This is a genomic window from Dermacoccus sp. BD5, assembly GCF_044878485.1.
GTDB classification, from domain to species: Bacteria; Actinomycetota; Actinomycetes; order Actinomycetales; family Dermatophilaceae; genus Dermacoccus; species Dermacoccus nishinomiyaensis.
On sequence record NZ_JANJER010000003.1, the window covers coordinates 41,372 to 52,997 of the forward strand.

Below are 11,626 nucleotides of genomic sequence, written 5' to 3' on the forward strand. Positions count from 1 at the left end.
CGCCGGTCAGTGACCCATGCCGAGGCCACCGTCGACGGGGATGACGGCGCCGTTGATGTAGGCCGAGTCGTCGGAGGCGAGGAACGCGACGGCCGCGGCGACCTCGTCGGGCTGCGCGAACCGACCCGCCGGGATCGTCGCCTTGTACGCCGCCTGACGCTCCTCGGGCAGTGCGGCCGTCATGTCGGTCTCGATGAAGCCGGGCGCGACGACGTTCGCGGTGATGCCGCGCCCGCCGAGCTCACGCGCGATGGAGCGGGCGAGGCCGACGAGCCCGGCCTTCGACGCGCTGTAGTTGGTCTGGCCCGCGGAGCCGAACAGGCCGACGACGCTGGAGACGAAGATGATGCGCCCGCCCTTGCGCCGGATCATGCCCGTCGACGCCGCACGAGCGCAGCGGAAGGCGCCGGCGAGGTTGGTGTCGACGACGTTCTCGAAGGAGGCGTCGCTCATGCGCATGAGCAGGCCGTCGTCGGCGATACCGGCGTTGGCGACGACGACCTCGATCGGCCCGCCGGCGATCTGCGCGGCCTTCGCGAACGCCGCGTCGACCGATTCGGAGTTCGTCACGTCACCCGTGACGGCCGGGATGCCCTCGACGTCCTCACCGGAGCGCGACATGATGACGACGGCGTCCCCCTGCGCCTGGAAGCGCCGCGCGATGGCGAGCCCGATGCCGCGGTTGCCCCCGGTGACGAGGACGGTGCGGCGGCGCGACGGGGCGCTGGTGGTCTCGGTCGAGGTGGTCATGCGGACCTTCCGGGATGGGGCGGTGTGTTCTTCGTCGCACGCTATCGACTACCCCTGGGTAGACCAATCCGGGGCGTTTCGGGCGAGCCGGGGGCCCTCGAATACAGTGAGGGCATGGCGGATCAGGGGCAGCGACGGCTCTCGGCCACGAGCCTGCCCGAATCGGCGCAGGACGATCAGCGCCGCCGCATTCGCGGCTATCTCATCTCGATGGGCATCAGGACGGTGTGCTTCATCGCCGCCGTCCTCACCTGGTCACCCCTTCGCCCTCTCAGCCTCGTGTTCTTCGCCCTCGCCGCGATCCTGCCGTACGTCGCCGTCGTCTTCGCGAACGCGACGGGCAAGCGTCGCATCGACACGATGGGCGCCGTCACACCACCACCGGTGCCACACAAGGAGATCCATGGATCTGCGCGCGAACCTCGCTGATTCCGCCCCCGGTGACGAACCCGGCACCGCATTTCCGGCGCTGCGCTGCAGCGCCAAGGGCTGCCGCGCCGAGGCAACTTGGGCGCTGCGTTGGAACAACCCGACGCTGCACACGCCCGAGCGGCGCAAGGTGTGGCTCGCCTGCGACGAGCACGAGCCGACACTGCGCGAGTTCCTGTCGATGCGCGGTTTCCACCGCGACACCGTGCGGCCGGCCGAGCTGCGCGCCACCGACGGCTGAGGCGGCCGCCCACGCGACGTTCAGCGCCCGTCGATAGGCTGGTGCGGTGCTGAGACTTCTCACGACCCGACGTTGGCTGACCTGGCTCCTCGTGGCCACGTTGTGGGCGACGTTGTGCGTCATTGCCGGGTTCTGGCAGTGGGGGCGCTGGGAGGACAAGAGCACGATCCAGAACCGCATCGACGCCAACTATGACGCGACCCCCACCCCGATGAGCCGCGAGCTGAGCACCTCGCGGGCGCCGGCGAAGTCGGACGAGTGGAAGCAGGTCACCGGGCGCGGCCACTACGTCGGCGAACCACTCTTGGTGCGCAACCGCCCCGGCCCCGGCGGCGATTTCGGCTACGAGACGCTCGGCGTGTTCGAGGTCGACGGGATGAAGGTCGTCGTCGACCGCGGGTGGGTCGCGAACGGCGAAACCGCGGCGCGTCCCGCGTCGATCCCGCAGGCACCGAAGGGCGAGGTGACGCTGACGGGCTGGGTCCGCCCGAGCGAGAAGTCGTTGGGCCGCGCCGAGGTGAACGGTCAGGTCTCGTCGATCTCCGTCGCGGACGTGCAACGTGCCACCGGCGCGACGCTCGCGCAGGGGTACGTCCGAATGCGTTCGGAGAAGCTGGCCGACGGCTCGACACCGCCGCGGCCCGCCGCGCTCGACCGGCCGTCGCAGGGTTCCGCGGCCGGCATCAACCTCAGCTACGCGCTGCAGTGGTGGCTCGGTGCGATCGCCGGGTATGCCTTCGTCCTGCTGCGTGCACGCCGTGAGTACCTGGACTCGCTGGATTTGGCGGACGAGGCACGGGTGGCGCATGACACCGAGGCAGGCGGTGACAGCGCCTCAGCGACAGGTTTGACAGAGACCGGATCCACGACACCCGTGCGCCCGACGAAGCCCGCGAAGAAACCCCGCCCGCGCAAGCAGCGCATCTGGGACGAGGAGGACGCCTGAGCGCGTCCCCCTCACGACGGGCGGGCGGCGTGTTCCGCACACGCGCCGGACGTGCCACGATGGTGACATGGATTGTGGACTGAACGGCCGTAGCTACATCGTCACGGGTGCCTCGTCGGGCCTGGGCTTCGCCAGCGCGCAGGCGCTGGCCGCTGACGGTGCCGACCTCGTCATCGCCTCCCGCGATCAGGAGCGCATCGACGACGCCGCCGCGCGGCTCGACTCGCCCGCGGGGGTGCGCGCCGTCGTCGCCGACCTCGCGGACGAGTCTGCTGCGCAGCGACTCGTCGCCACGGCGCAGGAAGCCTACGGACGCCTCGACGGCGCCGTCATCTCCGTCGGCGGCCCGCCCGCCGGCCGCGTCGAGGACACGAGCGAACAGCAGTGGCGTGACGCGTTCGAGAGCGTCTTCCTCGGAGGGCTGCGCATGGCCCGCGCCGTGCTCGACACGCCCTTCGACCCCGCCTCAGGCATGGCGGTGACGCTCGTGCTGTCGTCGTCAGTGAAGTCGCCCATCCCGGGCCTCGCCATCTCCAACGGGCTGCGTCCCGGCCTTGCGATGGCGGCCAAGACCCTCGCCGACGAGTACGGCCCGCGCGGCGGGCGCGTCAACGTCCTTTTGCCGGGGCGCATCGACACCGACCGCGTCAAGAGCCTCGACGCCGGTACGGGAGATGCGGAGGCGTCGAAGGCGAAGGCCGAGGCGGTCATCCCACTGGGGCGTTACGGCACGCCGGAGGAGTTCGGCCGCGTCGCCGCGTTCGTCACGAGCCCGGCCGCGTCCTACCTCACGGGCATTGCGATCCCCGTCGACGGCGGGGCGCTGCGCACGCTCTGAAGCGCGCTCAGTCCTCCTTGAACTGGGTCGCGTGCAGCTGGGCGTAGAGCCCACCGGCGGCGAGCAGCTCCCGGTGCGTGCCGGTCTGCACGACGCGGCCGGCCTCGAGGACCACGATGACGTCCGCGTCGCGCACGGTCGAGAGGCGGTGGGCGATGACGAACGACGTCCGCCCGACGAGCGCGTTCGCGAGTGCCGCCTGCACCGCGGCTTCTGACTCGCTGTCGAGGTGCGCGGTCGCCTCGTCGAGGATGACGACGTCGGGCGCCTTGAGCAGCAGCCGTGCGATGGCGAGGCGCTGCTTCTCCCCGCCGGAGAGGCGGTGTCCGCGATCGCCGACGACGGTGTCGAGCCCGAGCGGCAGCCGCTCGACGAGGCTCCACACGTGGGCGGCACGGAGGGCGCTTTCCAGGTCGTCGTCGGTGGCGTCGGGGCGGGCGTAGAGCAGGTTGGCGCGCACGGTGTCGTGGAACATGTGCGCCTCCTGCGTCACGACGCCGATGCGGTCGCGGACGGAGGCGAGGCTCGCCTCGCGCAGGTCGAGCCCGCCGACGCGCACGGCACCGGACGTGGGGTCGAACAGACGCGGCACGAGGTTCGTCAGCGTCGTCTTGCCTGCGCCACTGGGCCCGACGAGCGCGACGAGCGCCCCGGCGGGCACGTCGAGGTCGATGCCGCTCAGCACGTCCTCTCCCCCGCGTCTGTCCCCCGTCACGTTCGCCTCGAGGGATTCGAGCGAGACGACGTCGGCGTCCGGGTAGGCGAAGGTGACGTCGTCGAACCTCACGCCCAGTGGCCCGTCAGGAAGCGCCCGGGCGGAGGGTGATTCGCGCACGAGCGGTTCGAGATCGAGCACCTCGAAGACGCGCTCGAACGAGACCATCGCGGCCATGACGTCGACGCGGACGTTCGACAGCGCCGTCAGTGGTGCGTAGAGGCGCCCGAGCAGCGCTGCGAGCGCGAGCAGGGTGCCGACCGTCATCGCGCCGTCGACCGCGAGCACCCCGCCGAGGCCGTAGACGAGCGCGGTCGCGAGGGAGGCCATGAGGGTGAGCGCGACGAGGAACATGCTCCGCTGCGCGGCGATCGAGACACCGATGTCGCGCACGCGTGCGGCGCGGGCGTCGTACTGCGCCGATTCCTCCTCCGGGCGCCCGAAGAGCTTGACGAGCAGCGCACCCGCGACGTTGAACCGCTCCGTCATCCGCGCGCCGAGTTCGGCGTTCAACGTCATCTGCTCGCGCGTCAGACCCGCCAGACGGCGGCCGAGGAAGCGCGTCGGCAGCAGGAACAACGGCACGAGGACGAGGGCAGCCAGCGTCAGCTGCCATGACAAGGACGTCATCGCGACGAGCAGCACGACGAGGCTCACGGCATTGCTGACGACCGTCGACAACGTCGTCGTGAACGCCTGCTGCGCACCGACGACGTCAGAGTTGATGCGCGTGACGAGGGCACCCGTCTGCGCCCGCGTGAAGAACGCGATGGGTTGGGCGAGCACGTGGCGGAACACGTCGGCGCGCAGGTCGAAGATGAGACCCTCGCCGAGGCGCGCCGACAGCCAGCGCTGCGTGATCGTGACGCCCGCGCTGAGCACGGCGACGAGCGCGACGGCGAGTGAGAGCCACACGACGACGTCGCGATGTCGCGGCACGACACCGTCGTCGATGATGTGCTTGAGCAGCAGCGGTGACGCGACGACCATGACGGCGTCGAGCACGATGAGGACGAGGAACGCCGCGATCGTGCGGCGGTAGCCGCGGGCGTAGCCCGCCACGCGGCGCACCGTGCCGGGGGCGAGACGCTGATCCTTGACGCTCGAGTCGCGTGACATCGAGCGCATCATCTGCCAGCCGGCGCCCATGGACATGTGAGCTCCTCAGGTCAGCGAGATGAGGTCGGCGTAGTCGGGGCCCCACAGATCCTCGACGCCATCGGGCAGCAGCAGGATGCGTTCGGGTTCGAGAGCCTCGACGGCGCCGTCGTCGTGGCTGACGAGGACGACCGCGCCCTCGTAGCCGCGCAGCGCGCCCAGGATCTCCTCGCGGCTGGCCGGGTCGAGGTTGTTCGTCGGTTCGTCGAGCAGCAGGACGTTGGCCGCGGACACGACGAGCAGCGCGAGCGACAGACGCGTCTTCTCACCACCGGAGAGCACGCCGGCTGGCTTCTCGACGTCGTCGCCGGAGAACAGGAACGAGCCGAGCACCTTGCGCACCTCGGTCTCGCCGAGGTCGGGCGCGGCGGACTTCATGTTGTCGAGGACGCTGCGCTCGACGTCGAGGTTCTCGTGCTCCTGCGCGTAGTAGCCGATCTTCAGCCCGTGGCCGGCGATGATCCGGCCTGTGTCGGGTGCGTCGACGCCGGCGAGCATCCGAAGCAGCGTCGTCTTGCCCGCACCGTTGAGACCGAGGACGACGACCTTCGAGCCGCGGTCGATGGCGAGGTCGACGTCGGTGAAGATCTCGAGCGATCCGTACGAGCGCGAGAGCCCCTCGGCCATGAGCGGCGTCTTGCCGCACGGCGACGGCTTCGGGAAGCGCAGCTTCGCGACCTTGTCCTGCTGACGCTCGCCCTCGAGGCTGCCGAGCAGGCGCTCGGCGCGCTTGGCCATGTTCTGCGCCGCGGTCGCCTTCGACGCCTTCGCGCGCATCTTGTCGGCCTGCGCCATGAGCGCTCCGGCCTTCTTCTCCGCGTTCTGACGCTCGCGCTTGCGACGCTTCTCGTCCTGCTCACGCGCCTGCAGGTAGGCCTTCCAGCCGACGTTGTACTGGTCGAGCTCGGCGCGGTTGGCGTCGAGGTGGAAGACCTTGGTGACCACGGCGTCGAGCAGTTCGACGTCGTGGCTGATGACGATGAGCCCGCCCTTGTACGCCTTGAGGTAGTCGCGCAGCCAGTGGATCGAGTCGGCGTCGAGGTGGTTGGTCGGTTCGTCGAGCAGCAGCGTCTGCGCGCCGGAGAACAGGATGCGCGCGAGTTCGATGCGGCGTCGCTGACCACCCGAGAGCGTGCGCAGCGGCTGGGTGAGGATGCGCTCGTCGAGGGCGAGGCTGCTCGCGATCGACGAGGCCTCCGACTCCGAGGCGTACCCGCCGGCGGCGGTGAACTCGGCGTCGAGGCGCGTGTAGCGCTTCATCGCCTTCTCGCGCACGGCGTCGTCCTCGGAGGCCATGTTCGTCTCGGCGGTGCGCAGGTCGCGCGCGATGGCGTCAAGGCCGCGCGCGGACAGGATGCGGTCGCGGGCGAGGACGTCGAGGTCGCCGGTGCGTGGATCCTGCGGCAGGTAACCGACCTCGCCGGAGGTGACGACGCGGCCCGCTGCAGGGATGCCGTCTCCGGCGAGCACCTTCGTCAGCGTCGTCTTGCCGGCACCGTTGCGCCCGACGAGGCCGACGCGGTCGCCCGGGGCGACACGGAACGTCGCGTTCTCGAGCAGGATGCGCGAGCCGGCGCGCAGTTCGATGCCTTCGGCGGTGATCACGGGTGAAATCGCTCCTTCAGGGGCGGCAGGTGCGTCGAGGTGGGCCGACGGCGGTGTGGGGCGGCGTCGGGACGCGCAGCGGCGAGGGCGCTGCGGCGGGGAGCCAACCCACGTATTCTACGAGAGATGGTGGGAGGCGGACGCAGCGTCCGCCTCGACAGACGGAGGCTCTCTTGACGTTCAACGACAACGCGCAGCTCGACACCTCGCAGGTGACCTCGGGCGGCTCAGGTGGCTTCGGTGGCGGTGGCATGGGCGGGGGCCCGGTCGTCGGCGGCATCGGAGGTCTCATCCTCATGCTCATCTTCGCCCTTTTCGGCGGAAACCTCACCGGCGGGTCGGACAGTTCGGGCGGCGGCAGCACCGGCGCATCGGGCAGTTCGTACGGCTCAGGCCTCAACGGCTACGCCCAGGACACGCAGGACGTGTCGGGTTCGAATGACTCCGTCGCGCAGGCGATCGAGCAGTGCAAGACGGGTGCGGACGCCAACCGTGACGACACCTGCCGCATCGTCGGCACCGTCAACGCGGTGCAGGACTACTGGGGCACCGCGCTGCCGCAGTTCACGAACGGCCGGACGCAGTACGAGAACGTCCCGACCGTGATCTTCAGCGGGCAGACGTCCTCGGGCTGCGGTACGGCGAGCTCGCAGATGGGCCCGTTCTACTGCCCGAGCGACCGCAAGGTCTACATCGACGCCGCCTTCTTCCAAGAACTGACGAACAAGTACGGTGCCGATGGCGGCGCCCTGGCGAAGGAGTACGTCGTGGCCCACGAGTACGGCCACCACGTGCAGGACCTGCTCGGTGCGCTCGGTCGCGCACAGCAGGATCCGAAGGGTGCCGAATCGGGTTCGGTGCGTACCGAACTGCAGGCCGACTGCTACGCCGGCATCTGGGTCGCCCACGCGACGGAGTCGAAGGACAGGAACGGCAACACGCTGCTCAAGCCGGTCACCGACCACGACATCAAGTCAGCGCTGTCGGCGGCGTCGGCCGTCGGTGACGACCGCATCCAGCAGAAGGCCCAGGGTCGCGTCACGCCGGAAAGCTGGACGCACGGTTCGTCGGAGGCTCGGCAGAAGTGGTTCATGACCGGCTACGAGACGGGCGACCTCAACTCGTGTGACACCTTCAACGTCGACAGCGTCGAGTGAGGTCGTGAAAACGCTCGGACGGGTCGGAAAATTGACGAAAAGTGATTGCACGCTCAATTTGTTCCGACCGTGAGCCGACGGTAATCTTGCAGGGTCGCACCGACGTCGGTGCGGCCCTGCTTCGTCGCTGAGTCCCGTCACGAAGGCCAGGTATCACCGCATTGCGCGGAGCGACGGGAGCGGTGCACCCAGCATCCGAGCCACCCTGGTGGCTCTTGGGGTGAAGCCGGCTCAGGCCGGCCGAGAATCTAGGATCTCGAACCCGACAGGTCATGCCTCGTAAGCGCTCCTGGAGAGATCCGACATGAAGAACATGTCCCGCCGCTCGTTCCTGGGCAACACGTCCAAGGTCGCCGTCGGCACCGCCCTCGCCACCTCCGCGCTGGGCGCGGTCTCGGTCGGCGCCGCCTCGTCCGCCAGCGCTTCCGTCACCTCGGCGAGCGCTCGCCGCGTCGTCTCCAGCGCCTCGTCCCGACGCGGCGCCCCCTACGTCTACGGTGCGGCCGGCCCGTGGCGCTTCGACTGCTCGGGTCTGACGAGCTGGAGCTACCGCCAGGTCGGTCGCTCGATCCCCCGCACCGCCAACCAGCAGTACCGTGCCTCGTACCGCGTCTCGCGCGCTTCGGCTCGCCCGGGTGACCTTGCGTTCCTCACCTCCGGTGGCTACGCCTACCACGCGGCCGTCTACGCCGGCAACGGCATGGTCTGGCACGCACCGCGACCCGGCTCTCGTGTGCAGCTCGCGCGCGCCGGTTCCTCCTACCGCTTCGGCCGCGTCTGATCCGTTCGACCCTGACGCACGCCGCACAGCGCGACGAAGCCCGCCGCCTCCATCGAGGTGGCGGGCTTCGTCGTACGGTAGCGGTGGCTCAGACGTTGAATCCGAGGGCGCGAAGCTGCTCGCGGCCGTCGTCGGTGATCTTGTCCGGGCCCCACGGCGGCATCCAGACCCAGTTGAGGGAGTGGCCGGCGACGACGTCCATGAGCGCCGTCGCGACCTGCTCCTCGATGACGTCGGTCAGCGGGCACGCCGCGGACGTCAGGGTCATGTCGATGACGGCGTGCTTGGAGTCGTCGACGGTGATGCCGTAGACGAGGCCGAGGTCAACGACGTTGATGCCGAGCTCGGGGTCAACGACGTCGCGCAGGGCCTCTTTGACGTCCTCGACGTCCGACTCGACGGGCGGGGTGGTTGTCTCGCTCATGCCGTGATCTCCTTGTCGCTGCTGGCGGTGGTGTCGCTGTTCGTGCTGTTCGCGGCGCTCCCGGCGAGGTCGAGGCCGAGCTTGCCGAGCGAATCCTGCAGGGCCGACCACGACAGCAGCGCGCACTTGACGCGCGCCGGGTACTGCGAGACCCCGGCGAGCGCGATCGCGTCACCGATGACCTCTTCGTCGCCGGCGTCCTTGCCCTTGCTCGTCAGCATGCTGCGCGTCGCGCCGAAGACCTCCTGCGCCTCGCGCAGCGTGTGCCCGACGAGGTTGTCGGCGAGCATCGACGCGGACGCGACCGAGATCGAGCAACCGATCGAGTCGTAGCTGACGTCCCTGATGACGGCGTCGTCGCCCTCGCCCTCGACGTCGACGCGCAGAGTGATCTCGTCGCCGCACGAGGTGTTGACGTGGTGGCTCTCTGCCCCGAACGGCTCGCGCAGCCCCGCGTGCTGCGGGTGCTTGGAGTGATCGAGGATGAGTTCCTGGTACAGATCCATCTCAGACCTCCAGTCCGAAGATGCTCGGCACGCGATCGAGCGCCGCGAAGAACGCGTCGATGTCCTCGCGGGTCGAGTACACGTTGAAGCTGATGCGGCTGCTCGCGACGGCCTTGAGACGCCGGTGCAGCGGCCACGCGCAGTGGTGGCCGGTGCGGATGGCGACCCCGGCGTCGTCGACGATCTGGCCGACATCGTGCGGGTGCACCTCGTCGACGGTGAACGCGACGGCGCCCGTGCGGGAAGCGGCATCGAGCGGGCCGAGGACGGTGGTCCACGGCCGGGCCGCGAAGCCCTCGAGCGCGTAGGTGATGAGATCCTGCTCGTGCGCGAAGACGTTTGCCATCCCGAGCGCGTCGAGGTAGTCGCACGCTGCGGCGAGACCGATGGCCTGTGCCGCATTCGGCGTGCCCGCCTCGAAGCGCTGCGGCGCGGGCGCGTATGTCGAGCCTTCGAGCCGGACGATCTCGATCATGGAACCGCCGGTGAGGAACGGCGGCATGGCGTTGAGCGTCGTGTTCTTCGCCCACAGCACGCCGATGCCGGTGGGGCCGAGCATCTTGTGGCCGGAGAAGGCGAGGAAGTCGACGTCGAGCTCGCGCACGTCGACCGGCATGTGCGGCACCGACTGGCACGCGTCGAGCACGACCCACGCACCGACCTCACGGGCGATCGCGCTGATCTCGTCGACGGGGTTGATCGTGCCGAGCACGTTCGACACGTGCGAGAACGCGACGATCTTCGTCTTCTCGCCGACGGTCGCCCGCATCGAGTCGAGGTCGATGCGGCCGTCGTCGGTGATCTCGCACCAGCGCAGCGTGGCGCCCGTGCGGCGCGCGAGCTCCTGCCACGGCACGAGGTTGGCGTGATGCTCCATCGGCGTGATGACGATCTCGTCACCCGGGCCGATGCGCAGCCGCTCGGCCAGCTCCGGGTCGACGCCGTCGAGCGCGCCGTCGAAACCTGCGTTGCTGAAGGCGTACGCGACGAGGTTGAGCGCCTCCGTCGCGTTCTTCGTGAACACGATCTCGTCGGCCTCACCACCGATGGAGCCGGAGATCGTGGCACGAGCCGCCTCGTAGGCATCCGTCGCCGCCTCCGACAACTGGTGCGCACCGCGGTGCACCGCGGCGTTCACCGTCCGGTAGAAATCACCCTCGGCCGTGATGACGGCTTCGGGGCTCTGCGACGTCGCGCCGGAGTCGAGGTAGACCAGCGGCTTGCCGTCGCGGACGCGACGCGCGAGCACGGGAAAATCCTCTCGCACGCGCGCCGCGTCGAACGAAACGTCAGTCATGATCAGGCCTTGACCTCGCTGCCGACCGCCGCGTTGACGTACCGGTCGTAGCCCTCGGCCTCGAGACGGTCGGCCAGCTCGGGGCCACCCTCCTCGGCGACGCGGCCGTTCACGAACACGTGCACGTGGTCGGGCTTGATGTAGCGCAGGATGCGGGTGTAGTGCGTGATGAGCAGGACGCCGCAGTTCGTCTCCGCCTTGGCGCGGTTCACGCCTTCGGAGACGATGCGCAGCGCGTCGACGTCGAGACCGGAGTCGGTCTCGTCGAGGATCGCCATCTTCGGCTTGAGCAGCTCCATCTGGAGGATCTCGTGGCGCTTCTTCTCGCCACCGGAGAAGCCCTCGTTGACGTTGCGGTCGGCGAACGCCGGATCCATCTTGAGGTTGCCCATGGCGTCCTTGACATCCTTGACCCACGTGCGCAGCTTCGGCGCCTCGCCGTCGACGGCCGTCTTCGCGGTGCGCAGGAAGTTGGAGACGGTGACGCCGGGAACCTCGACGGGGTACTGCATCGCGAGGAAGACGCCGGCGCGGGCGCGCTCGTCGACGTCCATCGCGAGAACGTCCTCGCCGTCGAGCGTCACGGTGCCGGAGGTGATCGTGTACTTCGGGTGACCCGCGATCGAGTACGCGAGGGTCGACTTGCCGGAGCCGTTCGGGCCCATGATGGCGTGCGTCTCCCCCGAGTTGATCGTCAGGTTGACGCCCTTGAGGATCTCCTTCGTCCCGTTCTCCGTCTCGACGGTGACGTGGAGGTCGCGAATCTCAAGCGTAGACAT

General features: G+C 69.4%; 13 protein-coding genes and 1 riboswitch. Of the genes, 6 read left to right on the forward strand and 7 right to left on the reverse strand.

From position 1 onward, the window contains the following. Nucleotides 1-6: 6 nt before the first annotated feature. Nucleotides 7-750, reverse strand: a complete 744-nt coding sequence (fabG, locus tag NQ706_RS03480) for a 3-oxoacyl-ACP reductase FabG (RefSeq protein WP_006945345.1) — start codon at nucleotides 748-750, stop codon at nucleotides 7-9. 114 nt (nucleotides 751-864) lie between these two features. Between fabG and NQ706_RS03485 the strand changes: the two genes are divergently transcribed. From NQ706_RS03485 to NQ706_RS03500, 4 genes are all read left to right on the forward strand, one after another. Beyond that, on the forward strand, nucleotides 865-1,179 hold the full coding sequence (locus NQ706_RS03485) for a DUF3099 domain-containing protein (RefSeq protein ID WP_006945365.1): 315 nt from the start codon (nucleotides 865-867) through the stop codon (nucleotides 1,177-1,179). Further along, complete coding sequence (locus NQ706_RS03490; protein WP_006945337.1) at nucleotides 1,154-1,420, forward strand: hypothetical protein; 267 nt, start codon at nucleotides 1,154-1,156, stop codon at nucleotides 1,418-1,420. The genes NQ706_RS03485 and NQ706_RS03490 overlap by 26 nt, the downstream gene beginning before the upstream one ends. Before the next feature lie 46 nt (nucleotides 1,421-1,466). Beyond that, nucleotides 1,467-2,366, forward strand: a complete 900-nt coding sequence (locus NQ706_RS03495; RefSeq protein ID WP_006945369.1) for an SURF1 family protein — start codon at nucleotides 1,467-1,469, stop codon at nucleotides 2,364-2,366. Nucleotides 2,367-2,433: 67 nt separating this feature from the next. Further along, nucleotides 2,434-3,204 carry an SDR family oxidoreductase gene (locus NQ706_RS03500; RefSeq protein WP_006945419.1) on the forward strand — a complete coding sequence of 257 codons (771 nt, stop codon included), beginning with the start codon at nucleotides 2,434-2,436 and terminating at the stop codon, nucleotides 3,202-3,204. A gap of 7 nt (nucleotides 3,205-3,211) precedes the next feature. Here the strand turns inward: NQ706_RS03500 and NQ706_RS03505 are convergent, their stop codons facing one another. Both NQ706_RS03505 and NQ706_RS03510 read right to left on the reverse strand, forming a co-directional pair. Further along, complete coding sequence (locus NQ706_RS03505) at nucleotides 3,212-5,074, reverse strand: ABC transporter ATP-binding protein (protein ID WP_038568263.1); 1,863 nt, start codon at nucleotides 5,072-5,074, stop codon at nucleotides 3,212-3,214. A 9-nt stretch (nucleotides 5,075-5,083) separates the two neighbouring features. After that, complete coding sequence (locus NQ706_RS03510; protein ID WP_038568265.1) at nucleotides 5,084-6,682, reverse strand: ABC-F family ATP-binding cassette domain-containing protein; 1,599 nt, start codon at nucleotides 6,680-6,682, stop codon at nucleotides 5,084-5,086. A gap of 173 nt (nucleotides 6,683-6,855) precedes the next feature. On the opposite strand from NQ706_RS03510, the gene NQ706_RS03515 reads away from it, so the two are divergent. Beyond that, nucleotides 6,856-7,839: a neutral zinc metallopeptidase gene (locus NQ706_RS03515; protein WP_038568269.1), complete on the forward strand. Its 984-nt coding sequence runs from the start codon at nucleotides 6,856-6,858 to the stop codon at nucleotides 7,837-7,839. 115 nt (nucleotides 7,840-7,954) lie between these two features. Next, a riboswitch (cyclic di-AMP (ydaO/yuaA leader) is annotated at nucleotides 7,955-8,140 on the forward strand. A gap of 3 nt (nucleotides 8,141-8,143) precedes the next feature. After that, a complete protein-coding gene (locus NQ706_RS03520) occupies nucleotides 8,144-8,620 on the forward strand; it encodes a C40 family peptidase (RefSeq protein WP_006945468.1) in 477 nt (158 codons plus the stop codon). An 88-nt stretch (nucleotides 8,621-8,708) separates the two neighbouring features. Here the strand turns inward: NQ706_RS03520 and NQ706_RS03525 are convergent, their stop codons facing one another. From NQ706_RS03525 to sufC, 4 genes are read right to left on the reverse strand one after another with little or no spacing between them, the layout of a single operon-like run. Continuing rightward, nucleotides 8,709-9,044 carry a metal-sulfur cluster assembly factor gene (locus NQ706_RS03525; RefSeq protein ID WP_006945372.1) on the reverse strand — a complete coding sequence of 112 codons (336 nt, stop codon included), beginning with the start codon at nucleotides 9,042-9,044 and terminating at the stop codon, nucleotides 8,709-8,711. Next, nucleotides 9,041-9,550: a Fe-S cluster assembly sulfur transfer protein SufU gene (gene sufU, locus NQ706_RS03530; RefSeq protein ID WP_038568272.1), complete on the reverse strand. Its 510-nt coding sequence runs from the start codon at nucleotides 9,548-9,550 to the stop codon at nucleotides 9,041-9,043. Before sufU ends, NQ706_RS03525 begins: the two co-directional genes overlap by 4 nt. Before the next feature lies 1 nt (nucleotide 9,551). After that, nucleotides 9,552-10,847 (reverse strand): aminotransferase class V-fold PLP-dependent enzyme, encoded by a 1,296-nt coding sequence (locus NQ706_RS03535; RefSeq protein WP_038568276.1) that lies wholly within the window; start codon nucleotides 10,845-10,847, stop codon nucleotides 9,552-9,554. 2 nt (nucleotides 10,848-10,849) lie between these two features. Further along, nucleotides 10,850-11,626, reverse strand: a complete 777-nt coding sequence (gene sufC, locus NQ706_RS03540) for a Fe-S cluster assembly ATPase SufC (RefSeq protein WP_038568278.1) — start codon at nucleotides 11,624-11,626, stop codon at nucleotides 10,850-10,852.